The organism is Mycobacterium sp. IDUB_3 (assembly GCF_055419585.1).
On record NZ_JBVAXZ010000001.1, the window covers coordinates 3,811,736 to 3,837,146 of the forward strand.

Genomic DNA, 25,411 nt, shown 5'->3' on the forward strand with positions numbered 1-25,411 from the left:
GCCAATCGGCCGACTCGCGGGTCTGGATGACGGCTTGAGGGTTTGGCGCGTGTTTCAATATTCGCCGAAAGACGCCCATAGCTAAGTCAAGTCATTCGAGCAGTTCGGAATTCGCCGGAAGGGTCCAGGGGAAGCTATATGGACAGCGCCATGGCGCGGGCAAATCGATCGGGGGACGACTCTGAGATCGCAGATGGGCTGACCCGCCGCGAGCACGACATCCTGGCCTTCGAGCGACAGTGGTGGAAGTTCGCCGGTGTGAAGGAAGACGCCATCAAGGAGTTGTTCTCGATGTCGGCGACGCGTTACTACCAAGTGCTGAACGCGCTCGTCGATCGGCCTGAGGCCCTGGCCGCCGACCCGATGCTGGTGAAACGGCTGCGGCGGCTGCGCGCAAGCAGGCAGAAGGCACGTGCGGCGCGGCGCCTCGGCTTCGAGGTGACCTGACTCGTTACAGTAGGGCTCGATGAAAGAACGAGTTCCCGACTCCACCGGGCTGCCCCTGCGGGCCATGGTGATGGTGCTGTTGTTCCTCGGCGTCATTTTCCTGCTGCTCGGTTGGCAGGCCCTGGGTTCGTCCGGGAGCTCTGACGACGATTCGGCGTCCGCGGTGTCCAGCGCGAGTGCCACCAGCTCGGCGTCGGCGTCGCCCACCAACAAGCCGGCCAGCACCCAGGCCGACGTGCAGATCTACAACATCTCCGCGAAAGAGGGTGTCGGCGCGCGCACCAAGGACCAGCTGACGTCCGCCGGGTTCAAAGTCACCAAGGTGGACAACCTGGCGGTGCCCGACGTCTCGGCCACCACGGTCTACTACACCGACGCCGGCGACGAGCACGCCACCGCCGATGCGGTGGGCAAGAATCTGGGCGCGCCCGTCGAACCGCGAATTCCCGCACTCAGCGGCGAGCCGCCGGGTGTCATCGTCCTTGTCGCGGGCTAGGTAGGCGATAGGCTGCTGGCTATGCGTAAGCTGCCTCTGGTTCTGGCCGGTGGCGTCGCGCTGCTGGGTGCCTGCTCGTCGCCCGAGCACGTGTCGTCCGTTCCGGGTACCACTCCCGCGATTTGGACCGGTTCACCGTCACCCTCGGCCGCAAAAGCTGCGGAGTCCGGGCCCGCGACGGCGCCGAGCATCATCACGCACTTGAAGGCGCCGGACGGCACCCAGGTGGCCACCGCCACGTTCGAATTCAACAACGGCTACGCCACCGTCACCATCGAGACGACCGCCAACGGTGTGCTCACGCCCGGCTTCCACGATATGCACATCCACAAGGTCGGTAAGTGCGAGCCCAACTCGGTGGCCCCGACCGGCGGCGCGCCCGGCGACTTCCTGTCCGCCGGTGACCACTTCCAGGCGCCCGGGCACACCGGCGAGCCGGCCAGCGGAGCCCTGCCCTCCTTGCAGGTGCGCCAGGACGGCTCCGGAACGCTGATGACCACCACGGACGCATTCGCCATGCAGGATCTGCTCACCGGGCAGAAGACCGCGATCATCATTCACGCCGGTGCGGCCAGCTCCGCCAACGCCCCATCGGGGAGCAACAACCAGACCAATCCGGGCCCCAACGACATGACGATGAGTACCGGTGACCCCGGCAAGCGGGTGGCGTGCGGTGTCATCGGTGCCGGCTAATAGGGCCACCACTCACATCGACTTCGCCCGTTCGCCACGGCCGACCCTCGGGGTCGAGTGGGAGTTCGCCCTCGTCGACGCGCACACCCGCGACCTGAGCAACGAGGCCACCGCGGTGATCGCCGAGATCGGCGAAAACCCGCGCGTACACAAGGAATTACTGCGCAACACCGTCGAGGTGGTCACCGGAATCTGCCACTCCGCGGGCGAGGCCATGGAGGATCTGCGGCAGACCATTGCTCCAGCGCGCCGCGTCGTGCGGGAGCGGGGCATGGAGCTGTTCTGCGCCGGCGCACACCCGTTCGCGCAGTGGACTTCTCAGAAGCTGACCGACGCGCCGCGCTACGCAGAGTTGATCAAGCGCACCCAATGGTGGGGGCGGCAGATGCTGATCTGGGGTGTGCACGTGCACGTCGGCATCTCCTCGCCGAACAAGGTGATGCCGATCATGACGTCGCTGCTGAACTACTACCCGCACCTGCTGGCGCTGTCGGCGTCGTCGCCGTGGTGGACGGGTGTGGACACCGGGTACGCCAGCAACCGGGCGATGATGTTTCAGCAACTGCCCACCGCGGGGCTGCCGTTCCAATTCCAGACGTGGGCGGAATTCGAACGCTTCGTCTACGACCAGAAGAAGACCGGCATCATCGACCATGTCGACGAAGTGCGTTGGGACATCAGGCCTTCCCCGCACCTGGGCACGATCGAAATGCGGATCTGCGACGGCGTGTCCAACCTGCGCGAGCTGGGCGCGCTGGTCGCACTGACGCACTGCCTGGTGGTCGACCTGGATCGCCGGCTGGAAGCCGACGAGTCGCTGCCGAGCATGCCGCCCTGGCACAACCAGGAGAACAAGTGGCGCGCCGCCCGCTACGGCCTGGACGCGGTGATCATCCTGGACGCCGACAGCAACGAGCGCTTGGTCACCGAGGATCTCGACGACGTGCTGAACCGGCTGGAGCCGGTGGCCAGGAAGTTGAACTGCGTCGACGAGCTGGCCGCGGTGGCCGACATCCCCCGGCAGGGTGCCTCCTACCAGCGGCAGCGCCGGGTGGCCGAGGAACACGACGGCGACCTGCGTGCGGTCGTCGACGCACTGGTGGCCGAACTGGAAATCTGATGACGGAACCCCTTGAGCTGGCGATGTTTCCGCTGGAGACGGCGCTGCTGCCCGACCAGGACCTGCCGTTGCGGATCTTCGAGCCGCGCTATGGCGCGCTGGCGCGGCACTGCATGGACACCGGCGATCCGTTCGGGGTGGTACTGATCTCGCGCGGGCGTGAGGTCGGTGGCGGCGATGCGCGCTGTGACGTCGGTGTCCTGTCCCGGATCACCGAATGCGTCGACCAAGGCGCCGGGCGTTACGCGCTGAATTGCCGTACCGGGGACCGCATCCGGGTGTCGGAGTGGCTGCCCGACGACCCGTACCCCCGGGCGACGGTCACGCCGTGGCCCGACGAGCCCGGCGCTGCGGTGTCGGACGATCAGCTGCTCGACGTCGAAGACCGGGCGATGGCGCTGTTCGAGCGGATCGCGCAGGCGCGCGACATCAAGCTCCCCGGCCGCGAGGTGATCCTGGGTGACGACCGCAGCGGTCCGGCGGGAAAGCGCCTGCTCGAGTTGGCATCTCGCATCCCGATCGGCACGGCCGACCGCTATTCGGTGCTGGCGGCGCCGACGGCGGCCGACCGCCTCGTGGCGCTGCGCGAGGCCGTGGACGCGGTTGCCGAGGTGGTGGAGTTTCAGCTTTCCGAATGACCGGCGTGTTAAGGACGGGTGCATGAAGGTACAGCTTCAGGTCAGCGGTTCACCGGCGCAGGCGGCGGCGAGTGCCGCCGAGATCGTCGCGACGGGCGCGGACGGGTTGTTCACCTTCGAAGGCCAGCACGACGTGTTCTTCCCGCTGCTGATCGCCGCCGGAACGACAGGGCTGGGCCTGATGACCAATGTGGCGATCGCCCCGCCGCGCAGCCCGTTGCACATGGCGCACTCCGCCTACGACCTGCAGCTCTACAGCGGCGGCCGGTTCCGGCTCGGCCTCGGCTCCCAGATCAAGGTGCACATCGAGAAGCGTTATGGCAGCAGCTGGGACAGGCCGGCGCCGCGGATGGCCGAAGCCATCGGCGCGATCAAGGCGATCTTCGCGTCGTGGGAAGGCAAGGCCCGCTTGGACTTCCGCGGCGAGTTCTACACGCACACCATCATGGCGCCCAACTTCAACCCCGGCCCCAACCCGTTCGGACCGCCGCCGGTGCTGCTGGGTGCGCTGGGACCGGTGATGACACGCACCGCCGCCGAGGTTGCCGACGGCCTGCTGGTGATGCCGTTCAACAGTTCCCGTCACTTCGCCGAGCGCACCCTGCCCGCCATAGTTGAAGGGCTGCGCCGCTCGGGGCGGACGTTGAGCGAGTTTCAGATCATCGCCCAGGCCATGGTTGCCGTCGGCCGCGACGAGGCCGACCTGGCGTCCGCGATCAACGGGGTGGCCTCGCTCATCGCGTTTTACGGCTCCACCCCGGCGTACCTGCCCGTGCTGCAGGTCGAGGGCTGGGACGCCGTGCAGCCGGAACTCAACGCGCTGTCCAAGCGGGGCCGCTTCGCCGAGATGCGCGGGCTGATCACCGACGAGATGGTGGCCCGAATCGGCATCGTGGGAACACCCGAGCAGTGTGCTGAGCAGATCGCCACCCGGTTCGGCGAGCACGCCGACGAGGTGTGCTGTTACTTCCCGGGCTACACCCCGCGCCCGGCGGAGGTCGCCGACATGATCGGCGCCCTGCACCGCGTGCCCGCGCTGTCATGAGCACCGATCTGACCGTCGAAATCGATTCGGGCGTCGCGGTACTCACGCTCAATCGGCCCGAGCATCTCAACGCCTACACCGCCGAGATGGGTGAGCTGCTGGGCCGCGCGTACCGGGAATGCGACGCCGACGACGACGTCCGGGCCATCGTACTGACAGGCGCCGGGCGCGCCTTTTGCGCCGGGGCCGACTTCTCCGGCGACGCAAGCCCGTTCGACGCACCCGCGAACGACGGCACGTTCTCGGCCTCGCCGATCACCCCCGCGGCGTTCGAATTGCGCAAACCGGTGATCGCCGCGGTCAACGGCCACGCCGTCGGCATCGGGCTGACCATCGCACTGCAGGCCGACATCCGCATCGTCGCCGAGGACGCGAAATACGGTGTGGTGCAGGTACGCCGGGGTGTGCTGCCCGACTGCATGTCGCACTGGACACTGACCCAGCTGACCAACCTGGGGGTGGCCGCCGACATCCTGCTCACCGGGCGCACGTTCGGCGGTGCGGAGGCCGCCGCGCTCGGGGTAGCCAACCGCGCGTTGCCCGCCGAGCAGGTGCTCGACCATGCGCTGACCGTGGCCCGCGACATCGCGGTGAACGTGGCGCCGATGGCGGCGGCGCTGTGCAAACGCCTACTGTGGGACAGCGCAATCAATCGCTACACGCCGCGACAGGTCGCCGCGCTGGAAACCCTGCTGCACGAACGGGTGATGGGCGGCGCCGATGCCGCCGAGGGCGTCGCCGCGTTCCTCGATCGTCGTGCGCCGCGCTTCACCGCAGAGCTGTCCCGAGACTGGACGCCGCTTCCCGAGCCATGACTGGTCAGTTTGCGGCACAAAGCCTTTCGGAGAGGTTCCACAGTGCGTGTTCGGTCATGCCGACTAACTTATCCCCGCCAGCGCACCTCAACGGCGAGCGCTGCGCTGCATCAGCCGTGGCGCCACGACGCGATGCAGTGGGCCGATCAACGCCCAGACCGCCCGGGCGGTGACCCGGCGCCGATAGTGCAGTCTGGTGGTCAGGACGGCACGTTGACCGTCGCGTCGGCGCAGCGTCAGCTCGCCGCGCATCAGCGGACCGCCCGTCGCCAACACCAGCTCGTCGGGATCCGAACGGACGATCGGCCAGCCGATGAGGTGACCGGAGGAGCGGGCCGGGCCCAGCTTCAACCGCAGCACGTTGCGGTGGATCCACAACACGAGCTTGCCGCCCGCGCCCGGCCTGTCGCCGAGGCCGTCACGGAAGCACTGTTCGGCCGTGCGTGCGTCGCCGGCGGCGATCGGCACTTCGAAGACGTCCACGTAGTCGGCCGCGGTCTCACCCGTCCGTGCCCGCTCGTCGAGCACCGCTGCGGCAACACGTTTGAGGGTCCGCCGCACGACGATGCGGTGCCCGCCGGTGCCGATCACCAGCGCCCGATAGGCCTTGCCGTGGATACCGGGGAAGTCCGCCCAGGTGGCCGCCCGCAGCCGGGTGCCGGCGAAGTCGTCGAGCGCGTCCAGCTCGAAGACCCATCGGTAGACGGCGAACCAGTGGCGGCCCTTGAGCGCGAATCGCGCCGGTGGTCGGGCCTCGTCCAGGGCGAAGCCGAAGGGCACGGTCGACGGGTCGTGCGGGTCGCGACACATCACCCGCAGCAGCGCCGCCCACGTGTCTGCGGGGTTGGCGTCGATGGTTATGGCATGCTCATCGATATAGGGTAATCGTTCCATATAGAAGGAATGTACTAGATCGTGGCACCTCCGCGGAAGCATGAAACCGATGTGATTCTCAACGCAGCCCGGGCGCTGGTGCTCGACGGCGGGCCGCGCGCGGCCAGCGTGGCCGCCATCGCGAAAGCCAGTGGTGCGCCGGCGGGCACGTTGTATCACCGGTTCGGCAACCGCGACGGCATCCTGACGGCGGCGTGGCTGCGCGCGCTGGAGCGCTTCCAGGCGCGGGCGCTCGCGGCCGAGGGTGATACCCCTACGGCCACCGCCGTGGCGATGGCCGTGGCCGCCGTCGGCTTCGCGCGCGCCCTGCCCGACGATGCGCGGCTGTTGTTGACGATCCGGCCCGGCGACCTGCTCGACGACGAGCCCGACGCGGCATTCCAGCGGACGCTCGCCGCGATGAACGCCCCACTGACGCGGCGCGTCGCGGCGCTGGCCCGCCAACTGTATGGCAACTCCCAGGCGCGCTCCGTCGACGCCGTCGCGCGAGCGGTAGCCGACCTGCCCTACGCCGTGGTGCGGCGGCACGCGCACGACGACCCGATGCCAAGCTGGCTCGAAAAGGACGTGGCGGCCTCTGCCCTGGCCGTGCTACAGAGCTTTGGCGAACGCCCTTAGCGCCGCGACCTGCGTGGGATCCAAAGAGGGACGGACGTTTTCGTGCGCCGCCGCGAGGTCGGCGGCCGTCACATCGGTGGCGTCGATGGATCGGCGCATGGCGTTCAGCGCGGCCTCCCGCAGCAGCGCCACGCAGTCGGCGGCGCTGTAACCGTCGAGACCGGCCGCCACCTCGTCCAGATCGACGTCGTCGCTCAGCGGAATGGATTTGCCTGACGTGCGCAGGATTTCGCCGCGTGCCGCGGCGTCCGGCGGCTCGACGAAAACCAGCCGCTCCAGCCGGCCCGGGCGCAGCAGCGCGGGGTCGATGAGGTCCGGCCGGTTGGTGGCGCCCAGCACGACCACGTCGCGCAGCGGGTCGACACCGTCGAGCTCGGTCAGCAACGCGGCCACCACCCGATCGGTCACGCCCGAATCGAAGCTCTGACCGCGCCGCGGCGCCAGCGCGTCCACCTCGTCGAGAAAGACCAGCGACGGCGCCGAGTCCCGGGCGCGCCGAAATAGTTCGCGCACAGCCTTTTCCGAACTGCCGACCCATTTGTCCATCAGTTCGGAGCCCTTGACGGCGTGCACGGACAGCTGCCCGGTGCTGGCCAGCGCCCGCACGATGAAGGTCTTGCCGCAGCCGGGCGGCCCGTACAACAGCACCCCGCGCGGCGGCTCGACACCCAGCCGGGCGAACGTGTCTGGATGCTGCAACGGCCACAACACCGCCTCGGTCAGCGCCTGTCTGGCCTCGGCCATGTCGCCGACGTCGTTGAGGGTGATGTTGCCCACGCTGACTTCCTCGCTGGCCGAACGGGACAGCGGCCGGATGACGGTCAGCGCACCGACCAGGTCCTCCTGTTTAAGTTCCGGCGGCAGGCCGTCGGAACTGGCCCGCGACGCCGCCCGCAGCGCCGCCTCGCGCACCAGAGCGGCCAGGTCGGCGACAACGAAACCCGGTGTACGCGAGGCGATCTCGTCGAGGTCGAGCTCGCCGGTGGGCGCGTTGCGCAGCAGCGACTCCAACAGGGCTTTGCGAGTGCCGCCGTCGGGAAGCGGCAGGCCCAGCTCGCGGTCGCACAGGTCGGGCGCCCGCAACCGGGCGTCGAGTTGGTCGGGTCGCGCGGAGGTGGCGATCAGGGCGACGCCCTCGCTGGCCACCGCGTTACGCAGCTCGCCCAGGATCAGCGAGGCCACCGGTTCGGCGGTGGCCGGCAGCAGGGCATCGACATCGGTGATCAGCAGCACGCCGCCGCCGTCGCGGACGGTCTGCACCGCCGACGCCACGGCCTTGAGCCGGTCCTCGGCGCCCAGCGCGCCGACCTCCGGGCCGTCCAGCGTGACCAGCCTGCGGTCGCCGCACACCGCGCGCACCAGCGTCACCTTGCCCACGCCGGCCGGACCTGACACCAGCACGCCGAGGTTGGCGCCGGCGCCCAATGTCTTGAGCAGGTGCGGTTCGTCGAGTGCCAGCTTGAGCCATTCGACGAGCTTGGCCGCCTGCGGCTGAGTGCCTTTCAGTTCCTCGACGACCATCTCCGGCCTGGCGACTTCGACCGAAATCCGCGGCGCGGCCCCGGCACCGGACGGAACGCCGGTGCCCCAGGTGACCAGTGTGTTGGGCTGAACGCTCACCGGCCCCCGGGGGTCGACGCCGGTGACCGTGAGCAGCTCTGAGGTCCAGCTGATGCCGACCGCGGTGGCCAGCGCCCGGGTGGCCTCCGACGTCGAGGTGCCCGGGCCCAGGTCGCGGGGCAGCAGCGACACGGCGTCACCGACGGTGATCACCTTGCCCAGCAAGGCTTGTCGCAGCGTGACCGGCGTGACCGACTGGGTGGCCAGCGCCGAGCCGGACAGCGTCACCGACCGCGCGCCGTAGACGGTGACCGTGCCGACGACCACCGCGGTGCCCTCGCGCAGTCCCGCGTTGGACAGCGTCACGTCGTCCAGCAGCACGGTGCTGACCGGCGTGTCCGGGCCGGCGAGGCCCGCGACGGCCGCGGTGGTACGCGACCCGATCAGCGACACCGCATCCCATTCCCGAATGCCCAGTGCGGCAATGGCATTCGGATGCAGTCGAACGACGCCGCGGCGGGAGTCGACCGCGGAGGTGTTGAGCCGGGCGGTCAGCGTGAGCTGACGGGCCGAGCCGGCGCGGTGTACATCGTCGCCGGAGCGACTCACGGCAAGCGCCTGCCCGGCTTGCGCAGGCCCAGCCGCGCCACCGACCGGCGGTTGGGCTGTGCCCGGCGGATCGCCCGCCGCGTGGCGCGGCGTTGCTTGGGTTCGTCGTCCCACGCCTCGGGGTGCGCGGCCAGCCAACGCGAGTTGCGGATGGCGAACGGTATGTGGCACAGGTAGGCGACGATGATCACCCAGATCAACACGTAGGGCGCCAGCACCGCCGCGGCCGCGCAGATCGCCAGGACCGCCAGCAGGGGCGCGGCCCAACTCGGCGGCACCGCGACCGCGTGCATCTTGCGCATCGGGATCTTGCTGACCATCAGGATCGAGGTCCCGGTGATCCAGATGCACAGGAACAGCGGCGACGTCCACCAGCCGTCACCGAACTGCAGTTTGAGTCCGATCAGGCCGATCATCGAGATCGCGCCGGCCGGCGCGGGCATGCCGACGAAGAACTCGTGCGCGTAGGACGGCTGACTGCCGTCGTCCTGCAAGGCATTGAATCGTGCCAGCCGCAACACCACACAGACCGCGTAGAGCAGGATCACCACCCAGCCGGCAGGCGACGTGGTCAGCAGCGTCACGTACAGCACGATCGCCGGGGTCACGCCGAAGTTCACCGCGTCGGCCAGCGAGTCGATCTCCTCGCCCATCCGCGACTGGGCGTCCAGGATGCGGGCCACCCGCCCGTCGAGGCCGTCCAGAATGGCGGCCGCGGCGATCAGCGCCATCGCCGCCTTGGGCTGGTGTTCGAGGGCGAACCGGATCGAGGTCAGCCCCGCGCACACGGAGAGCACCGTCATCGCGCTCGGCAGGATCTGCAGGTTGACCGCCGGCCGGCTGCGAGGCTTGCTGATCATGGCAGCTCGGCCAAGACGGTCTCGCCGGCGATCGCGCGCTGGCCCACCTTCACCAACGGCTCGGAGCCCGGCGACAGATAGGTGTCCAGCCGGGAGCCGAACCGGATCAGGCCGTAGGTGTCACCGATCGACAGCTTGTCCCCGACGTGTGCGTCGCAGATGATGCGCCGGGCCAGCAGCCCGGCGACCTGGACCGCGATGACGTCCGCGCCGCTGGCGGTGCGCAGGTGCAGGCTGGTGCGTTCGTTCTCGGTGCTCGCCGCGGCCAGGTCGGCCGAGCCGAATCGGCCCGGCCGGTGCTGCACGGCGATCACCTCGCCGCTGACCGGCGCGCGCTGCACGTGGGCGTCCAGCAGCGACAGGAAGATGCTGACGCGCGGCAGCGGCGCGTCGCCCATGCCCAGTTCGGCGGGCGGGGCGGCGAAGTCGATCACGCAGATCTCGCCGTCGGCGGGCGCGACGATCACGCCGGGCCGGGTGGGGGGCACCCGCGGCGGATGACGGAAGAACCCCGCGCAGGCGCCTGCGGCCAGCAGGCCCGCCCGCCGCACCCATCGGTGCCTGCGGCCGACCAGCGCCAGCGCCAGCCCGGCGCCGATGAACGGCCGCCCAGCAGGATGCACCGGTGGGACGGCCGAGCGCACCAACTCCAGCGCGTGTTGCGGGCTGAAGCCCGGGTCCTGAGCAGAAGGGCCGATACTGCGGGGGCGTCGTGCCACGCGGCCATCTTACGGAGCGCGCCGCTGATTCGTAGACGCCCACAGAGGGAACGCCCACCTTCGATGCAATCGCACAGCACCGATCGGCGGGCGACACAGTTGCGCCGGGCGAAAGCCACGGTCACCGCCGTATTCGTCGCACACGGCCTGGTGTTCTCGTCCTGGGCCGCCCACATTCCCCACGTCAAGGCCGAGCTCGGCCTGTCCGACGCGGCGCTCGGCACGGCGCTGTTCGGCGCGCCGCTGGGATCGGTGGTGGCCACGCTGCTCAGCCACTGGGCGCTGCCCCGCTGGGGCAGCCACCGGCTGATCCCGGTCACGGTGGCCGGCTATGTCGCGGCCGGAGCGGTGGTGGGCCTGTCCAGATCCGCGGCCGCGCTGTTCGGTGCGCTGGCGTTGTGGGGGCTGTTCCAGGGGGCGCTGGACGTCGCGATGAACACCCAGGCCGGCACGGTCGAACGGGTCGCCAGGGCTCCGATCATGGCGCGGTTCCACGGCATGTGGAGCGTCGGGACGCTGGTGGGTGCCCTGATCGGTGCGGCGTGCGTCGGCGTGGGTGTCGGCCTGACCGGCCAGCTGACGGTGCTGGGGCTGGTCGTCCTGATCGTGGTGGAACCGCTGACCCGATACCTGATGCCCGACGCGGCCGATTCCGTTGCGGCGTCGCCGGATCCGGACCAGGGCAAGCGGGCCTGGATGACGTCGGCGGTGGCGATCCTGGGGGCCGTGTCGTTCGCGTCGTTTCTGTGTGAGGGCGCCGCCACCGACTGGTCGGCCAACTACCTGCGCAACGTGATCGGCGCCGGCCCGAGCGTCGCCGCGCTGAGCTACGCCGCCTACACCCTGACCATGGTGATCACCCGGTTCGGCGCGCCCCGGCTGCACGCCCGGGTGTCCAGTCGCCGGCTGCTCCCGGCGCTGGCGCTGGTGGCGGTCGCGGGCATGAGCGTGACGCTGGTGGCCGCCAGCGCCTGGGTCAGCGTGCTCGGTTTCGCCGCGCTGGGCGTCGGTGTGGCGCTGCTGGTCCCCACCGCCTTCAGCGCGGCCTACGGCGCGAGCGGCGCCGGCTCGGCGATCGCCATCGTGGCCGCGACCGGTTGGCTGGGCTACCTGCTGGGCCCGCCCCTGATCGGCCACCTGTCCAGCCGGGTGGGACTGTCGGCGGCGCTGGTCACCATTCCGGTGATGATGGCGATCGTCGGCATCGCCATCCGCTGCTCCCCGGCCTTCGACAGGGCCGACGACTTCCATCGGGAGTGGCCACGCCCGCGGCCTAGTGAGCCCGCTAACGCAGATCCCACACCTGAAGCGGGGTCCCCTCAAGCACCTCGATGACGTCCTCGGGGATGTCCAGCAGCCCGTTCGCCGACGCCAGCCAGCGCAGGTGATGCGACGCCGGCGGCCCGTAACTGGTGACCGTGCTGGCGTCGTCGCCCAGCACCGCGCGCCGGAACTGGCGCTTGCCCCGCGGCGACGTCAGTGACTCGGCGAGGACCGCGGTGCGGTGCGGGCGGTCCGGGTCCGGCAGGCCCATCGCCCTGCGCAGCGCGGGGCGGATGAACACCTCGAAGGACACCAGCGCGCTGACCGGGTTGCCGGGCAGCGTGACGATCGTCGCGCCGGCCACCCGTCCCACGCCCTGCGGCATGCCCGGCTGCATGGCGACCTTGACGAACTCCACGCCCTGGTCGCCCTCGCGTCCGAACGCGTCCTTGACCACCTCGTAGGCGCCGGCGCTGACGCCGCCGCTGGTGATGATCAGGTCGACTCGGTTTTCGGAGCCGGCGTATCGGTCGATGATCGAACTGAATTGGGCCACTTCGTCTTCCGCGGTCGCGACGGCGACCAGCTCAGCGCCCGCGTCCCGGACGGCCCCGGCAAGCATGATCGAGTTGGACTCGTAGATCTGCCCCGGCCGCAGCGCGGTGCCCGGTGTCACCAGCTCCGAGCCGGTCGAGATCACCAGCACCCGCTGGCGCGGGATCACCGGCAACTCGGGGATTCCCAGCGCCGCCGCCAGGCCGAGCACGGCCGGCGTCACGACCTGACCCCGGCGCAGCACGGTGGTGCCGGGGGAGACGTCCTCACCGGTTCGGCGGATGTGCCTGCCGGCATCCCGGGGCGCGTGGATGGACACGACGTCCACGCCGCCGTCGGTGTCCTCCACCGGAACGACGGCCGTCGCCCCGGCCGGCAGCGGCGCGCCCGTCATGATCCGGTGCGCCGTCCCGGGCCGTAGCGTCAGTTCGTCGGTGCGCCCGGCCGGAATGTCCTCGGCGACCGGCAACACCACCGGGCGTTCGGGCGTGGCGCCCGACGTGTCCTCTGCGCGCACCGCGTAGCCGTCCATCGCGGAGTTGTCGAAGACCGGCAAAGCCAGCTGCGCCACCACGTCCTCGGCCAGGACCAGGCCCTGGGCTTCGCTCAGCGGGACCGCAAGCGGCGGCCGCGCGCGAATCAACTCGGTGACGACCCGCTGATGTTCGGCGACTGAGCGCATCGGAGCCATTATCCGCGCGTCAGACTGGGAAGCTGACGCCGGTGAGCTCTTCGGAGACGGTCCAGAGCCGACGCTGCAATTCCTCATCGTGGGACTGCGCGCTGGACTTGACCAGCTTCGGGCGGCCACGCTGCTCGAGGAAGCCGGCCGGGCCGTAGTACTGCCCGCCCTGCACGGCCGGATCGGTGGCGGCCCGCAGCGTCGGCAGCGCGCCCATGGCCGGGCTCTGGAACAGCACCGGCCCCAGCACGGCCTTCACCGGCCGGAAGAGGCCGGGCAAGTTGCGGGTCAGCTCGGTGTTGGAGCCGCCTGGGTGCGCCGCAACCGCAATGGTCTTCGCGTCGGCCTTGGCGGCCAGCCGGCGCTGCAGCTCGTAGGTGAACAGCAGGTTGGCCAGCTTGGATTGTCCGTAGGCGGCGATCCGGTCGTAGCTGTGTTCCCACTGCAGGTCGTCGAAGTGGATCGCGGCCCGCAGCCGGTGGCCGAGGCTGCTGACCGTCACCACGCGCGAGTCCCGCACCATCAGCAGGCTGTCGAGTAGCAGCCCGGTCAGCGCGAAGTGGCCCAGATGATTGGTGCCGAACTGCAATTCGAAGCCGTCCGCGGTGACCTGCTTGGGCGTCCACATCACCCCGGCGTTGTTGATCAGCAGGTCGATGCGTGGGTAGGCCGCGCGCAGCGCGCCCGCGGCCGAGCGGACCGAGTCCAGGGAGGTCAGATCCAGCTGCTGCAGCGTGACATCCGCGCGCGGGCAGGCGGCGACGATGCGCGCCAGCGCCGCGTTGCCCTTCTCCAGGTTGCGCACCGCCAGCACGACGTGGGCGCCGCGGTAGGCCAGCACGGCGGCCGCCTCGTAGCCGATGCCGGTGTTGGCGCCGGTGACGACGACGACGCGGCCGCTCTGATCCGGAACGTCACCCTCCGACCAATTGCGGTTCTCTGTGTCGTTGGAAGGCATGGCCCAAAACATACTCATCCGGTTCTACCGCCGCCGGATGGGCGGGTGGGCCCCACGACGTAAGGTGAGAACGTGATCACCGGTTTGGCTCACACAGGGGTGTGCGTTCCGGATTGCGACGCTGCGGTGGCGTTCTACCGCGATGTGCTGGGCCTGCGTGTCCTCTCGCCGCCATATGTCATGTCTGGCAACGCCATTCGTGACGACATGGGTGAATTGGTGGCCGATCCCAGCATGAAAGCGGCGATCCTCGGATTCGAAGACGACGGTGACGGGGTGCTCGAGGTGATCGAATACCTCGGAGCCGAAAGCGGGCCTCCCGATGACGGCCGAACGCTGACCGACCCCGGGCTCTCGCACGTCGGACTGATCTGTGCGGACATCGACGCGACCCGCGCTGAACTGGAGTCCAAGGGGGTGCGCTTCCTGGTCAGCGGAATCGCGGACGTGGCGCGGGTTCGTACCACCTGGTTCGTCGATCCATGGGGCGTGGTGTTCATCCTGGTGGAAAAGAGCCGGCCCGGGCGACCGTACTTCGCGCAATGGGCGTAGTGGCCCTCAAGCCCTCGGTCGGAATCATCGGCGCCGGCGCGGGCGGCATCGCGATGGGGATCCAGCTCGCCGACGCGGGTTACGATTTCACGATCTTCGACCGAGCCGACGGATTCGGCGGGACCTGGCGCCACAACACTTTTCCGGGCGCGGCCTGCGACGTCCCGTCGCACCTCTACTCGTATTCCTTTGCACCCAACCCTCGTTGGAGCAAGACCTATGCCAACCAGCCCGAGATCCTCGCCTATCTCGAGAGGGTGGCGGCCGAGCACAAGCTCGCCAAGCACCTGCGGGCCAACACCGCCGTCACCACCGCTCGCTGGTCGGACTCGCGGCGCCGCTGGACGCTGACCAGTGATGACGGCCGACAGCACGACTTCGACGTGGTGGTCAGCGCTGTCGGGATGCTCGATGTGCCGTACATCCCGGACATTTTGGACGCGAAGCGGTTTCGCGGGCGCCGGTTTCATTCCTCGCGCTGGGACCACAGCAAGCCGACGGACGGAGAGCGCGTCGCTTCCATCGGCACCGGCGCCAGCGCAATCCAATATGTGCCTGCCATAGCGCGAAAGACCGCACACCTGACCGTGTTTCAGCGGACCCCGATATGGATCGCGCCACGATTCGACTTCCCGTTCACCCCCGATCAGCACGAGCTGTTCGAACGCGAACCGGCCACCGCGCAGAAGCTGCGCGACGAGGCCTTCGATGCCTACGAGTCGGCCAGCTTCGACGTCGACCACCCACAGACCCTCGAAGCGACCGAGCTTGCCCGCAGTTACCTGGCCCGCAAGGTGGCCGACCCCGAGTTGCGGGCCAAGCTGACACCGAACTATCCCGCCGGATGCAAGCGGCCGCTGATGTCGCGCGAGTGGTACCCCACGTTCACACTGCCTAACGTCAGCCTGGAAACGACTCCGATCGCCGAACTGACCGAACGCGGCGTGCGTACGGTTGACGGCGTCGAACACCGCGTCGACACCATCATTTACGGCACCGGGTTCACCGCCGCCGACTATCTGGCCAGCATCGACGTGTACGGAGCCGGCGGCCGCCACCTTCGCGATGACTGGAGTGACGGTGCGGAGGCATACCTGGGCACGTTGGTGACCGGGTATCCGAATTTCTTTGTGCTGTATGGTCCCAACACCAACGGCGTCAACTCGATCATCTATATCCACGAGGCGCAGACGACCTTCATCCGGCACATTCTCGACGTGATGGGCGGTCGCGGAGCGCGCACCGTCGAGGTGACGGCCGAGGCGCAGCGCCGCTACAACGACGAGATCCAGGCCGCGATGGCGGGCAAGGTCTGGCTGGCCTGTACCAACTACTTTCGGCATCCCAGCGGGAAGGTCGTCACCCAATTGCCCTATAGCGGCCGGACATTCTTCGAGCGCACTCGCAGCATGGTCGCCGAGGACTATCTGCTACGTCCGTAACCCGCGCCCTTAGCCGCAACGGCAGCATAACGTCGACGATGACCCGACGCGCGGGGCCGCCGCGTCATCGCGGGCGGTGCGAGGGACAGGCGGGCCCGGGCCCGATCGCGGTACCCCCGCCCGCCCCGCTGATAGCCGCTCACCCGGGCGCTGCCGCGTTCCGGCACGGCGACCGGCGCCGAAGGGCGCGGCCGAAAGTCCGGTGTGCTCCGGGGTTTTGGGCGTTTGATCCGCAGGCTGATCATCACCGGGGCGCTCATCGACCAATCGATTCTTTGCCGCATCCAGGCCGCAGCCCGCTTCGACGGCTTTCTCGTCCGCACGGGCACACCCTACGCCCACGATTCCGGCTGCCGGCGCAAACAGTAGAAACGTTACAGCGGAACAAATTTCGGGTTAATGCAAGGGTTTACTGCACCCAGAAATTATCGTGCCGGACGAACCACTCCCGCCGCTCGTCGTCGGTCATATCGGCCAGCGCCGCAAAGCCTTCGAAGTAAGCCTCGCGTGGTGCGCCGGGCGCGAACAACATCAGGATCGATGCCGGCTCGTCCGCCTCGTTGCGGAAACCGTGCACACCCCCGGGCGGCACGTAGAGGAAGTCACCCTGGTGGCCGTCCGCCCACTGCGTGCCGTCGTAGAGCTTCATCGTCCCGGACAGGACGAAGAACGCCTCGGACATGGCACGGTGGAAATGCGCCGGGGGGCCGCCGCCGGCCGGGGCGATGTCGACGCGGTAGAGGCCGTAGTCGCCGCCGGTGTCCTGTTGGTTGGCCAGGTAGTGGTACTTGACTCCGGACGTCTCATAGTCGGGCGGCTGCTCGGCCCGCTTGAGCCAGGCACTGATCTCCGGTTCGTCTTTGGTGTATCGGGCTGGCGGATAAGGCGGCACGAAGAGGGACATGGTTCCAGTGTGCGCATAGCATCGCCGGTGTGGACCGATCGACCGCCGAAGATGTTCGCGTGCAACGGCTGCTGGACGCCGAGCACAAAGCCACGCAACTGTTCGACGAGATCGAGAAGCGGGCGATGATCCGCCCCGGGCTGGCCGAGAAGGAGCTCTCCGACCAGATCCACGACCTGGCCGGCGAGATGTTCGGGGTGACGCGGCACTGGCACCGGCGGATCGTGCGGGCCGGGGAGAACACGCTGCAGCCGTTTCACGAGCGCCCGCCGGATCGAACGATCGCCGAAGACGACATCGTCTTCCTGGACCTGGGTCCCATCTTCGAGGAGTGGGAGGCCGATTTCGGGCGGACATTCGTGCTCGGCGACGACCCGCACAAGACGGCCCTTCGTGATGCGCTGCCACGGGTGTGGGAGGCCGGCCGCGACCACTTTGCCGGCCATCCCGAGATCACCGGCGCCGAGTTGTTCGACTACGTCGTCGGGGTGGCCCGTTCGGAGGGCTTCGAGTGGGGCAGCCGGATCGCGGGCCATCTGATCGGCGAGTTTCCGCACAAGAAGATCGCCGGCCCCGGCGTCGAGTGGATCATCATGCCCGGATCGAACAAACCGATGCGCCGCACAGATCCGCGCGGCCGCATCTGTCACTGGATCCTCGAGATCCACCTCGTCGATCGCCCGCGCCGCTTCGGCGGCTTTTACGAACAGCTGCTCGACCTGGGCTAGTGCCGATCGCAAGCGCGGCGCATGCGCCGGGCGCAGCGGGTCGGCACCATCGGGCTAATCGAGAGGCCTAGTCGAGGGGATAGACCACCCCGGTGAGTTCCTCGGAAATCGCCCACAGCCGGCGCTGCCGGTCGGCGTCGTGCGACTTCTTGCTGGAGCCGACGACCGTCGGATAGCCGCGCGTCTGGCCGAGGCCGTCGGGACCGTAGTACTGGCCGCCGAGCACCGCCGGGTCGGTGGCCGCGCGCAGGGTGGGTAGGGCACCCATGGCCGGGTTCTGGGCGACGAGCGGGGCGATCCGCTCGAAGGCGACGAACAGCGGGCCGGGCATGTTGCGCATCAACTCGGTGTCCGACATGCCGGGGTGCGCGGCGGCGGCGATCGTCGTGCCGTGCGGGGCTAGCCGTCGTTGGAGTTCGTAGGTGAACAGCAGGTTGGCGAGCTTGGCCTGCCCGTAAGCGGCGACCCGGTTGTAGCGGCGCTCCCACTGCAGATCGTCGAAGTGGATGTCGGCGAGGATGCGGTGGCCGACGCTGCTGACCGTGACGATCCGCGAGCCGGTGACCGGCAGCAGCCGGTCCAGCAGCAGGCCGGTGAAGGCGAAGTGGCCCAGGTGGTTCGTGCCGAACTGCAGCTCGAAGCCGTCCTTGGTGTTCGACTTCGGCGTGTACATCACCCCGGCGTTGTTGATCAGCAGGTCGATGCGGTCGTGGGTGGCGCGCAGCTGTTCCGCGGCGGCCCGCACGGACGCCAGCGACGTCAGGTCGAGCTCGGCCAACGCGACATCGGCGCGCGGGCTCTGGGCGGTGATCCGGGCCGCCGCGTCCTTGCCCTTGTCGAGGTTGCGCACCGCCAACACCACGTGGGCGCCGTGGTCGGCCAGCGCAAGGGCGGTCTCGTAGCCCAGGCCCGTGTTGGCTCCGGTGATGACGGCGACCCGGCCGGTCTGGTCGGGAATGTCCGCGGTGGTCCACTTGGCCATGAGAGGCTCCTTGAACTCGTAGAGTAACGGGGCGAGCGCTCCGGTTGAGTGTCCACTATACGGAACGCGCGCCCCGCTTTGCAATTGGGCTTGAGGAGTGACTAGATGGCGCAGCCCGAACGCCGGTTGCGCGCCGACGCGGCGCGCAACCGTGCGCGCGTGCTGGAGGTCGCCTACGAAATCTTTGCGGCCGAGGGCCTCTCGGTGCCCATCGACGAGGTCGCGCGCCGGGCCGGCGTCGGGGCCGGCACCGTCTACCGGCACTTCCCGACCAAGGAGGCGCTGTTCCAGGCGGTCATCGAGGACCGGATGCAGCGGCTGGTCGACGACGGGCGGGCCCTGCTGGAATCGGTCGGACCCGGCGAGGCGCTCTTCGCTCTGCTGCGATCGATGGTGCTGCATTGGGGCGCGGCGGATCGCGGCCTGGTCGACGCGCTGGCCGGATTCGGGATCGACATCGCCACCGCCGCGCCCGACGCCGAGGACGCGTTCCTGGCGATGCTCGACGAGCTGCTGCGTGCCGCGCAGCGGGCCGGCACCGCCCGCCGCGACATCGGGGTGCGCGAGGTGAAGGCGATCATGGTCGGGTGCCAGGCGGCGGAGGCCTACAACCCGGACCTGGCCGAGCGGGTCACCGACGTCGTCGTCGACGGTTTACGCGCTGGGCGATAGGGCTGACCTCTTCTTGCACTCGACATAGGCGAGTGCTAAGAATGACTTGGCACTCGCGACCAGCGAGTGCTAGGTCGGGACGGTGAGACCTAGCCAGAAGACAGCTGCGGTCGTCCGTCGCGGGCACTGCACCCGGCCAGAACGTGTCATCCCCAATCCGGAGGAATCACTTCGCAATGGCCAAGACAATTGCGTACGACGAAGAGGCCCGTCGCGGCCTCGAGCGGGGACTCAACGCCCTCGCCGACGCGGTAAAGGTGACGCTGGGCCCCAAGGGCCGCAACGTCGTCCTGGAGAAGAAGTGGGGTGCCCCCACGATCACCAACGATGGTGTGTCCATCGCCAAGGAGATCGAGCTGGAGGACCCCTACGAGAAGATCGGCGCCGAGCTGGTCAAGGAAGTCGCCAAGAAGACCGACGACGTTGCCGGTGACGGCACGACGACGGCCACGGTTCTGGCCCAGGCGTTGGTCCGCGAGGGCCTGCGCAACGTCGCGGCCGGCGCCAACCCGCTGGGTCTGAAGCGCGGCATCGAGAAGGCCGTCGAGAAGGTCACCGAGACCCTGCTCAAGTCGGCCAAAGAGGTCGAGACCAAGGACCAGATCGCTGCCACCGCGGCCATCTCCGCGGGCGACCAGTCGATCGGCGACCTGATCGCCGAGGCGATGGACAAGGTCGGCAACGAGGGCGTCATCACCGTCGAGGAGTCCAACACCTTCGGCCTGCAGCTCGAGCTCACCGAGGGCATGCGGTTCGACAAGGGTTACATCTCGGGCTACTTCGTCACCGACGCCGAGCGTCAGGAAGCCGTCCTCGAGGACCCCTTCATCCTGCTGGTCAGCTCCAAGGTTTCGACCGTCAAGGACCTGCTGCCCCTGCTGGAGAAGGTCATTCAGGCCGGTAAGCCGCTGCTGATCATCGCCGAGGACGTCGAGGGCGAGGCGCTGTCCACCCTGGTCGTCAACAAGATCCGTGGCACCTTCAAGTCGGTGGCCGTCAAGGCCCCCGGCTTCGGTGACCGCCGCAAGGCGATGCTGCAGGACATGGCCATCCTCACCGGTGGTCAGGTCATCAGCGAAGAGGTCGGCCTGTCGCTGGAGAGCGCCGACGTCGCCCTGCTGGGTAAGGCCCGCAAGGTCGTCGTCACCAAGGACGAGACCACCATCGTCGAGGGCGCCGGTGACTCCGACGCCATCGCCGGCCGGGTGGCCCAGATCCGCAGCGAGATCGAGAACAGCGACTCCGACTACGACCGCGAGAAGCTGCAGGAACGCCTGGCCAAGCTGGCCGGCGGTGTTGCGGTGATCAAGGCCGGGGCCGCGACCGAGGTCGAGCTCAAGGAGCGCAAGCACCGCATCGAAGATGCGGTCCGCAACGCCAAGGCCGCCGTCGAGGAGGGCATCGTCGCCGGTGGTGGCGTGGCCCTGCTGCACGCGACCCCGTCGCTGGACGAGCTGAAGCTCACCGGTGACGAGGCGACCGGTGCGAACATCGTCCGCGTTGCGCTCGAGGCTCCGCTGAAGCAGATCGCCTTCAACGGTGGTCTGGAGCCCGGCGTTGTGGCCGAGAAGGTCCGCAACTCGCCCCCCGGTACCGGCCTGAACGCCGCCACCGGTGAGTACGAGGACCTGCTCAAGGCCGGCGTTGCCGACCCGGTGAAGGTGACCCGCTCGGCGCTGCAGAACGCTGCGTCCATCGCGGGCCTGTTCCTCACCACCGAGGCCGTCGTCGCCGACAAGCCGGAGAAGGCGGCCGCACCCGCGGGCGACCCGACCGGTGGCATGGGCGGTATGGACTTCTAAGTCCACGATTCGAGTACGGGAAAGCCCGGCCCTCGCAAGGGCCGGGCTTTTTCGTATCTGCGGTGCCCGCGCATCCCAGTCGCCCGCGTCGCACCGCGGGACCCTTGTAGGTTCAACCCGTGGCCCTTCCGACTCCCGCACCCACCAGCACCGCCGTCGTGACCGGCGCATCGTCGGGCATCGGCGCCGACATCGCCCGCGAATTGGTCGACCGCGGCCACGGTGTCACGCTGGTCGCCCGCCGCGAAGAACGTCTGCGCGAGCTGGCCGACGAACTCGCCGGCCGCGTGCGCGTCGAGGTGATCGCCTGCGACGTCGCGGATCCCGCCGCCCGCGCCGGCCTTCTCGACGAGGTCGAGCGTCGCGGGCTGACCACCGACATCCTGGTCAACAACGCCGGCATCGGCACCATGGGTTCGGTGACCAAAATGCCGGTCGCCGAAGAAATCTCGCAGGTGCGGGTCAATGTCGAGGCCGTCGTCGACCTGACCACCCGCGCGGTCCAGCAGATGGTGCCGCGCGGACGCGGCGCGATCCTCAACATCGGATCCACCGCGGGCTACCAACCCTTTCCGGGGCAGGTCGGTTACGCGGCCACCAAGGCGTTCGTCAACAACTACACACAAGGGCTGCGCGGTGAACTCGCCGGCACCGGCGTCACCGTCGCGCTGCTGTGCCCGGGCCCGGTGCGTACCGAGTTCGTCAAGAGCGCGGGTATGGACGAGCGAGATTTCGCGAACGCGTTCCCGAAGTTCCTCTGGAAGCCGTCGCGTGAGGTGGCGCGCGCCGGAGTCGACGCGCTCGAACACGACCGCGGAACGGTGATACCGGGACTGCCGAGCCAGATCACCACCCGCCTGTTCCAGTTCATGCCGCGGCGGGTGCTGTTGCCGCTAGTGAAGAACCAGCATCCGGCGCTGCGCAGGGACCGCTCAGCAAGCTGACCCGGGCCAGGGCCGCATCCAGCCCTCCACCGGAAGCGCGAGCGCGTTGCACAGCGTGCAGATCGTGCGGTACCACCCCACGGCCGTGAGCAATTCGATCCGCTGCTCGTCGTCCAGGTCGCGGCCCAGCGCGACCCACGTCGCCTCCGACCACGAGCCGGTGCGCTCGAGTTCGTCCACCGCCTCGATCAGCGTCCGCTCGGCCGGGCTCCACCGCGGATCGTCGGGGCCGCCGGTGACCAGCGCGTCGCACTCGTCGTCGCTGACGCCCGCGATCGGGCCCCAGAACGCCGCCTGCCCGCCCCACTCGTATTCACAGCCGACCAGCGCGCAGATCCGAAGGATGGCGATGGTCCGTGTCCGGCCCGGCAAAAGCGCTGAGACATAAAGGGATTCGCCGAGCTTGCGCAGGCGGGAGGCCAGCGCCGGGTGGCGCTGCAGGCAACGCACCAGCAGCAGCGGCTCGTAGGTGCGGTCGGGGTGACCCCAGCTGTTGATGCCAGTGGCATCCTCTTCGCTCCACGGCGGAGCAAGCGGGGCGACGCGGCTCACGGATGTGACTGTACGACGTCAGGCCGGCAGCGAGAACACCACGCAGTCGTGCAGGCAGCCCTTCGCGGCGTCGGGGGAGTCGGCGTCGCGGTGCAACAGCGCGCGGGTGGGCATCACGGTCAGGCGGGCGGTCTCGGCGCCGGCCTCGGTCACTTCGGCGGTGCCGTCGACGATTAATGAGTAGCCGCCGGGTTCGGCCGGCGGCCACAGCAGGGTCACGTCGGCGCGCTGGGCGAGGTTGTTGCGGGTCCGCCCGCCGATCAGCCCGACGTCCAGGGCGGCCTCACGCAGCTGCGGCTCGACCGTCACGGTGTGCACCCGGTATCCGTCGTCGACCGTGATCAAGTACGCATACGGGTAGTCGGCCAGCGCGTCGGCCAGCGCCTTGAGATCGACCTTCTTCTTGGTGCGCATGATCTCCCAGGATAGGCGCGGGATCCCCGGGCTACTGCGGCGCCGAGGGCCGCAGGAACCCGGCGATGCGCGACGTGTAACCGCGGGCGACGGCGCCGGAGCTGGCCGGGCGCGTGACGGCGGTGCTGGTGTTGGAGAAGCCGAGGTTCTGCAGCACCTGGTTCCAGGGCGGCAGCTTGGCGACGGCCGCCGACGCGTCGGCGTGGTAGCCGAACATCGCCGCGACGTCCGAGGCCCACATCTGCTCGTAGGCCGCCTCGATGTCGGCGATGGCCGGGGTGTTCTGACCCAGGTGATTGTTTGCCGCCAAAGCAGACACCAGGGCGCGGTTGGCTGCCACCACGGCCGGCTGCACGGTGGCGGCAAGCGCAACCTCGAACGCGGTCGCGATGGCCGAAGCCTGGTGTGACACCTCTTCGGCTTGCGCGGCGGCCGCGCTGAGCCAGCTCACATACTGGCTGGCAACGGACATCATGGCCGCCGACGACGCGCCCTGCCAGGACCCGCTCGCGAGATCTGTCGTCACAGAGGAAAATGACGATGCCGACGATGCCAACTCTTCGGCCAGGCCGTCCCACGCCGCCGCGGCAGCAAGCAGCGGCCCGGGACCAGGACCGGAGAATATTAGTGCCGAGTTGACTTCTGGCGGCAACCACGCAAAATGCGGGTTCGTCACGGACCCAACTTAGCTGGTATACGCCACTTTTGGTGGCGTTATCGCGAGGCTGCGGGCACGGGCTGGCGACCACGCACCAACTTGCCTGGACGGGCGTCGGTGGGAACGCCGTTCTCGGCGATGACTTCCCCGGCCACGATCGTGGCGACATAGCCCTCGGCGGTCTGGTCCAGGCGCCGCCCGCCGGCCGGCAGGTCGTAGCTGATCATGGGCTTGTGCAGCCGCAACGCGGCGTGGTCGATGACGTTGAGATCGGCCTTGTAGCCGGCCGCGATCCGACCGCGATCGGCCAGCCCGGCGATGCGGGCCGGCACCGAAGTGAGTTCGCGAACCGCCTCGGACACGGTGAACCGCCCGGCCTTGCGGTCCCGCGCCCAGTGCGTCAGGAAGTAGGTCGAGTAGCTGGCGTCGCAGATCATCCCGTAGTGCGCACCGCCGTCGCCGAGGCCCAGCACCACGTCCTCGCGGTGCAACAGCTCCCCGACGGTGTCCAGCGAGTTGTTCTGCAGGTTGCTGGTCGCGACCAACAGCATGGCCCGGCCCTCGTCGTCGAGCAGCCGGTCGTAGGCCTCCTCCATCGGATTCACACCGCGGGCGCGGGCCCGGGCCCCGATGCTGGTCGACGGGTCGGGCTCGTAGTCGGGGGTGTCGCCCAGCGGGAAGATCCAGTCCCACATCTGGGCTACGTACAGGATCGGATGCCCCTGGCCGGGCTTGTCGGCCAGGATGCGGGCACGCACCTCGGGCTTGCGCATCTCGGCGACCCGCTCGGCCAGCGGCAGGTGCGCGATCTCGCGGTAGCTGGGGTAGAGCACGAACGGGTTGGCCGTCAGCTGCAGCCCGATGATCAACCCGATCGGGCGCGGCAAAAGCTGCGCGGTGACGTCACCACCGGCGGCGTTGGCCTTCTCGATCATGGTGATGGCATCCGGCCAGGACGGGTCGCCAGAGTTGGCGACGACGAGGGTGAAGGTGACCGGCAGCCCCACGTCCTCGGCGACGTCGAACACCGTCTGCAGCACCGGCTGGTAGCCGCCGGCCGGGATGTCGGGAACGAACTGCAGCAGGCCGCCACCGCCATCCACCACACCCCTGGCGATCTCCTCGATCTCCTCGCGGGCGGCCTCGTAACTCGGGATGGGCGAACCGCTTTCGGTCTTGTGGATGGTCAGCCGCGACGACGCGAAGCCGAGCGCGCCGACCTCGATCGCCTCCTTGGCCAGCTCCCGCATCTTGGCCAGGTCGTCGTCGGTGGCCGGCTCGCGGTCGGCGCCGCGCTGGCCCATCACGTACACCCGCAGCGGCGAGTGCGGCAGGTACGCGGCCACGTCGATGTCGCGCTTGCCCGACTCGAGCGCGTCCAGGTATTCGGGAAACGTCTCCCACGTCCAGGGCAGGCCGTCTGTCATCACGACGCCCGGGATGTCCTCGACCCCGGCCATGACGTCGACGAGCACATCGTGATCGGACTGGCGGCAGGGCGCGAAGCCGACTCCGCAGTTACCCATCACCACCGTCGTCACCCCGTGCGCTGACGACGGGGTCAACCGCTCCGACCAGATGGACTGGCCGTCGTAGTGGGTGTGCAGGTCGACGAAGCCCGGCGTGACCAGCAGCCCGGTGGCGTCGATCTCCCGCTCGGCGGCCGCGCCGTTGACTGCGCCGACCGCTTGGATGCGGCCGTCTTTCACGGCCACGTCACCGACGTACGGCTCACCCCCAAGCCCGTCGACGATGGTGCCATTACGGATGGTGAGGTCGTAAGTCATTC

26 protein-coding genes and 1 pseudogene are annotated in these 25,411 nt (G+C 69.0%); 15 read left to right on the forward strand and 12 right to left on the reverse strand.

Annotation, left to right across the window (positions count from 1 at the left end; genetic code table 11):
* The first annotated feature begins 138 nt into the window (after positions 1-138).
* From ACZYVJ_RS17645 to ACZYVJ_RS17675, 7 genes are read left to right on the forward strand one after another with little or no spacing between them, the layout of a single operon-like run.
* Complete coding sequence (locus tag ACZYVJ_RS17645) at positions 139-447, forward strand: DUF3263 domain-containing protein (RefSeq protein ID WP_007768412.1); 309 nt, start codon at positions 139-141, stop codon at positions 445-447.
* A gap of 19 nt (positions 448-466) precedes the next feature.
* Positions 467-943: a LytR C-terminal domain-containing protein gene (locus tag ACZYVJ_RS17650; RefSeq protein WP_463832203.1), complete on the forward strand. Its 477-nt coding sequence runs from the start codon at positions 467-469 to the stop codon at positions 941-943.
* Positions 944-964: 21 nt separating this feature from the next.
* The gene (sodC, locus tag ACZYVJ_RS17655; RefSeq protein WP_463832204.1) at positions 965-1,636 is read left to right on the forward strand and encodes a superoxide dismutase[Cu-Zn]; all 672 of its coding nucleotides are present in this window, start codon (positions 965-967) and stop codon (positions 1,634-1,636) included.
* Positions 1,617-2,756: a glutamate--cysteine ligase gene (locus ACZYVJ_RS17660; RefSeq protein WP_463833044.1), complete on the forward strand. Its 1,140-nt coding sequence runs from the start codon at positions 1,617-1,619 to the stop codon at positions 2,754-2,756. The genes sodC and ACZYVJ_RS17660 overlap by 20 nt, the downstream gene beginning before the upstream one ends.
* On the forward strand, positions 2,756-3,394 hold the full coding sequence (locus tag ACZYVJ_RS17665; RefSeq protein WP_463832205.1) for an LON peptidase substrate-binding domain-containing protein: 639 nt from the start codon (positions 2,756-2,758) through the stop codon (positions 3,392-3,394). The genes ACZYVJ_RS17660 and ACZYVJ_RS17665 overlap by 1 nt, the downstream gene beginning before the upstream one ends.
* A gap of 22 nt (positions 3,395-3,416) precedes the next feature.
* The gene (locus tag ACZYVJ_RS17670) at positions 3,417-4,439 is read left to right on the forward strand and encodes a TIGR03617 family F420-dependent LLM class oxidoreductase (RefSeq protein WP_463832206.1); all 1,023 of its coding nucleotides are present in this window, start codon (positions 3,417-3,419) and stop codon (positions 4,437-4,439) included.
* Positions 4,436-5,254 carry an enoyl-CoA hydratase/isomerase family protein gene (locus ACZYVJ_RS17675; RefSeq protein WP_463832207.1) on the forward strand — a complete coding sequence of 273 codons (819 nt, stop codon included), beginning with the start codon at positions 4,436-4,438 and terminating at the stop codon, positions 5,252-5,254. Before ACZYVJ_RS17670 ends, ACZYVJ_RS17675 begins: the two co-directional genes overlap by 4 nt.
* A gap of 87 nt (positions 5,255-5,341) precedes the next feature.
* On the opposite strand, the gene ACZYVJ_RS17680 is transcribed toward ACZYVJ_RS17675, so the two are convergent.
* Positions 5,342-6,148 carry a DUF2867 domain-containing protein gene (locus tag ACZYVJ_RS17680; protein ID WP_463832208.1) on the reverse strand — a complete coding sequence of 269 codons (807 nt, stop codon included), beginning with the start codon at positions 6,146-6,148 and terminating at the stop codon, positions 5,342-5,344.
* Between the two features lie 21 nt (positions 6,149-6,169).
* On the opposite strand from ACZYVJ_RS17680, the gene ACZYVJ_RS17685 reads away from it, so the two are divergent.
* Positions 6,170-6,766, forward strand: coding sequence for a TetR family transcriptional regulator (locus ACZYVJ_RS17685; RefSeq protein WP_463832209.1), 597 nt, complete (start codon positions 6,170-6,172; stop codon positions 6,764-6,766).
* On the opposite strand, the gene ACZYVJ_RS17690 is transcribed toward ACZYVJ_RS17685, so the two are convergent.
* The 3 genes from ACZYVJ_RS17690 to ACZYVJ_RS17700 are packed head-to-tail and all read right to left on the reverse strand — an operon-like array spanning position 6,740 to position 10,514.
* Complete coding sequence (locus ACZYVJ_RS17690) at positions 6,740-8,935, reverse strand: AAA family ATPase (protein ID WP_463832210.1); 2,196 nt, start codon at positions 8,933-8,935, stop codon at positions 6,740-6,742. The genes ACZYVJ_RS17685 and ACZYVJ_RS17690 overlap by 27 nt on opposite strands.
* Positions 8,932-9,795, reverse strand: a complete 864-nt coding sequence (gene pssA, locus ACZYVJ_RS17695) for a CDP-diacylglycerol--serine O-phosphatidyltransferase (protein WP_463832211.1) — start codon at positions 9,793-9,795, stop codon at positions 8,932-8,934. The genes ACZYVJ_RS17690 and pssA overlap by 4 nt, the downstream gene beginning before the upstream one ends.
* Positions 9,792-10,514: a phosphatidylserine decarboxylase gene (locus ACZYVJ_RS17700; protein ID WP_463832212.1), complete on the reverse strand. Its 723-nt coding sequence runs from the start codon at positions 10,512-10,514 to the stop codon at positions 9,792-9,794. Before ACZYVJ_RS17700 ends, pssA begins: the two co-directional genes overlap by 4 nt.
* 63 nt (positions 10,515-10,577) lie before the next feature.
* Here ACZYVJ_RS17700 and ACZYVJ_RS17705 point away from each other — a divergent pair.
* Positions 10,578-11,791 (forward strand): annotated as a pseudogene (locus ACZYVJ_RS17705) (MFS transporter).
* Between the two features lie 8 nt (positions 11,792-11,799).
* Here the strand turns inward: ACZYVJ_RS17705 and moeA are convergent.
* Both moeA and ACZYVJ_RS17715 read right to left on the reverse strand, forming a co-directional pair.
* Positions 11,800-13,014, reverse strand: coding sequence for a molybdopterin molybdotransferase MoeA (gene moeA / locus ACZYVJ_RS17710; protein ID WP_463832213.1), 1,215 nt, complete (start codon positions 13,012-13,014; stop codon positions 11,800-11,802).
* Between the two features lie 19 nt (positions 13,015-13,033).
* Positions 13,034-13,972, reverse strand: a complete 939-nt coding sequence (locus ACZYVJ_RS17715; protein ID WP_463832214.1) for an SDR family NAD(P)-dependent oxidoreductase — start codon at positions 13,970-13,972, stop codon at positions 13,034-13,036.
* A gap of 72 nt (positions 13,973-14,044) precedes the next feature.
* Here ACZYVJ_RS17715 and ACZYVJ_RS17720 point away from each other — a divergent pair, with 72 nt between their 5' ends.
* A complete protein-coding gene (locus ACZYVJ_RS17720) occupies positions 14,045-14,524 on the forward strand; it encodes a VOC family protein (RefSeq protein WP_463832215.1) in 480 nt (159 codons plus the stop codon).
* Entirely contained in the window at positions 14,515-15,966 is a 1,452-nt protein-coding gene (locus ACZYVJ_RS17725) for a flavin-containing monooxygenase (RefSeq protein WP_463832216.1), read from the forward strand. Before ACZYVJ_RS17720 ends, ACZYVJ_RS17725 begins: the two co-directional genes overlap by 10 nt.
* A gap of 409 nt (positions 15,967-16,375) precedes the next feature.
* Here the strand turns inward: ACZYVJ_RS17725 and ACZYVJ_RS17730 are convergent, their stop codons facing one another.
* Positions 16,376-16,870: a cupin domain-containing protein gene (locus ACZYVJ_RS17730; RefSeq protein ID WP_463832217.1), complete on the reverse strand. Its 495-nt coding sequence runs from the start codon at positions 16,868-16,870 to the stop codon at positions 16,376-16,378.
* Positions 16,871-16,899: 29 nt separating this feature from the next.
* Here ACZYVJ_RS17730 and ACZYVJ_RS17735 point away from each other — a divergent pair, with 29 nt between their 5' ends.
* A complete protein-coding gene (locus tag ACZYVJ_RS17735) occupies positions 16,900-17,598 on the forward strand; it encodes a M24 family metallopeptidase (RefSeq protein WP_463832218.1) in 699 nt (232 codons plus the stop codon).
* A gap of 67 nt (positions 17,599-17,665) precedes the next feature.
* On the opposite strand, the gene ACZYVJ_RS17740 is transcribed toward ACZYVJ_RS17735, so the two are convergent.
* Positions 17,666-18,580 (reverse strand): SDR family NAD(P)-dependent oxidoreductase, encoded by a 915-nt coding sequence (locus tag ACZYVJ_RS17740; RefSeq protein WP_463832219.1) that lies wholly within the window; start codon positions 18,578-18,580, stop codon positions 17,666-17,668.
* A gap of 105 nt (positions 18,581-18,685) precedes the next feature.
* Here ACZYVJ_RS17740 and ACZYVJ_RS17745 point away from each other — a divergent pair, with 105 nt between their 5' ends.
* From ACZYVJ_RS17745 to ACZYVJ_RS17755, 3 genes are all read left to right on the forward strand, one after another.
* Positions 18,686-19,252 carry a TetR/AcrR family transcriptional regulator gene (locus ACZYVJ_RS17745; RefSeq protein ID WP_463832220.1) on the forward strand — a complete coding sequence of 189 codons (567 nt, stop codon included), beginning with the start codon at positions 18,686-18,688 and terminating at the stop codon, positions 19,250-19,252.
* Between the two features lie 176 nt (positions 19,253-19,428).
* The gene (groL, locus tag ACZYVJ_RS17750; protein ID WP_225328398.1) at positions 19,429-21,054 is read left to right on the forward strand and encodes a chaperonin GroEL; all 1,626 of its coding nucleotides are present in this window, start codon (positions 19,429-19,431) and stop codon (positions 21,052-21,054) included.
* A gap of 119 nt (positions 21,055-21,173) precedes the next feature.
* A complete protein-coding gene (locus ACZYVJ_RS17755; RefSeq protein ID WP_463832221.1) occupies positions 21,174-21,998 on the forward strand; it encodes an SDR family NAD(P)-dependent oxidoreductase in 825 nt (274 codons plus the stop codon).
* On the opposite strand, the gene ACZYVJ_RS17760 is transcribed toward ACZYVJ_RS17755, so the two are convergent.
* From ACZYVJ_RS17760 to ACZYVJ_RS17775, 4 genes are read right to left on the reverse strand one after another with little or no spacing between them, the layout of a single operon-like run.
* A complete protein-coding gene (locus ACZYVJ_RS17760) occupies positions 21,987-22,550 on the reverse strand; it encodes a carboxymuconolactone decarboxylase family protein (protein WP_463832222.1) in 564 nt (187 codons plus the stop codon). The genes ACZYVJ_RS17755 and ACZYVJ_RS17760 overlap by 12 nt on opposite strands.
* 18 nt (positions 22,551-22,568) lie before the next feature.
* Positions 22,569-22,964 (reverse strand): pyridoxamine 5'-phosphate oxidase family protein, encoded by a 396-nt coding sequence (locus ACZYVJ_RS17765; protein ID WP_463832223.1) that lies wholly within the window; start codon positions 22,962-22,964, stop codon positions 22,569-22,571.
* Between the two features lie 31 nt (positions 22,965-22,995).
* Entirely contained in the window at positions 22,996-23,640 is a 645-nt protein-coding gene (locus ACZYVJ_RS17770; RefSeq protein ID WP_076052442.1) for a PPE family protein, read from the reverse strand.
* A gap of 38 nt (positions 23,641-23,678) precedes the next feature.
* The gene (locus ACZYVJ_RS17775; protein ID WP_463832224.1) at positions 23,679-25,409 is read right to left on the reverse strand and encodes an N-acyl-D-amino-acid deacylase family protein; all 1,731 of its coding nucleotides are present in this window, start codon (positions 25,407-25,409) and stop codon (positions 23,679-23,681) included.
* Positions 25,410-25,411: the final 2 nt, after the last annotated feature.

Bases quoted from the DNA above. Each gene is read 5' to 3' on its own strand.
- ACZYVJ_RS17645 (WP_007768412.1), top strand. From the start codon at position 139: ATGGACAGCGCCATGGCGCGGGCAAATCGATCGGGGGACGACTCTGAG.
- ACZYVJ_RS17650 (WP_463832203.1), top strand. From the start codon at position 467: ATGAAAGAACGAGTTCCCGACTCCACCGGGCTGCCCCTGCGGGCCATG.
- sodC (WP_463832204.1), top strand. From the start codon at position 965: ATGCGTAAGCTGCCTCTGGTTCTGGCCGGTGGCGTCGCGCTGCTGGGT.
- ACZYVJ_RS17665 (WP_463832205.1), top strand. From the start codon at position 2,756: ATGACGGAACCCCTTGAGCTGGCGATGTTTCCGCTGGAGACGGCGCTG.
- ACZYVJ_RS17670 (WP_463832206.1), top strand. From the start codon at position 3,417: ATGAAGGTACAGCTTCAGGTCAGCGGTTCACCGGCGCAGGCGGCGGCG.
- ACZYVJ_RS17675 (WP_463832207.1), top strand. From the start codon at position 4,436: ATGAGCACCGATCTGACCGTCGAAATCGATTCGGGCGTCGCGGTACTC.
- ACZYVJ_RS17680 (WP_463832208.1), bottom strand. From the start codon at position 6,148: ATGGAACGATTACCCTATATCGATGAGCATGCCATAACCATCGACGCC.
- pssA (WP_463832211.1), bottom strand. From the start codon at position 9,795: ATGATCAGCAAGCCTCGCAGCCGGCCGGCGGTCAACCTGCAGATCCTG.
- moeA (WP_463832213.1), bottom strand. From the start codon at position 13,014: ATGCGCTCAGTCGCCGAACATCAGCGGGTCGTCACCGAGTTGATTCGC.
- ACZYVJ_RS17715 (WP_463832214.1), bottom strand. From the start codon at position 13,972: ATGCCTTCCAACGACACAGAGAACCGCAATTGGTCGGAGGGTGACGTT.
- ACZYVJ_RS17725 (WP_463832216.1), top strand. From the start codon at position 14,515: ATGGGCGTAGTGGCCCTCAAGCCCTCGGTCGGAATCATCGGCGCCGGC.
- ACZYVJ_RS17730 (WP_463832217.1), bottom strand. From the start codon at position 16,870: ATGTCCCTCTTCGTGCCGCCTTATCCGCCAGCCCGATACACCAAAGAC.
- ACZYVJ_RS17740 (WP_463832219.1), bottom strand. From the start codon at position 18,580: ATGGCCAAGTGGACCACCGCGGACATTCCCGACCAGACCGGCCGGGTC.
- ACZYVJ_RS17745 (WP_463832220.1), top strand. From the start codon at position 18,686: ATGGCGCAGCCCGAACGCCGGTTGCGCGCCGACGCGGCGCGCAACCGT.
- groL (WP_225328398.1), top strand. From the start codon at position 19,429: ATGGCCAAGACAATTGCGTACGACGAAGAGGCCCGTCGCGGCCTCGAG.
- ACZYVJ_RS17765 (WP_463832223.1), bottom strand. From the start codon at position 22,964: ATGCGCACCAAGAAGAAGGTCGATCTCAAGGCGCTGGCCGACGCGCTG.
- ACZYVJ_RS17775 (WP_463832224.1), bottom strand. From the start codon at position 25,409: ATGACTTACGACCTCACCATCCGTAATGGCACCATCGTCGACGGGCTT.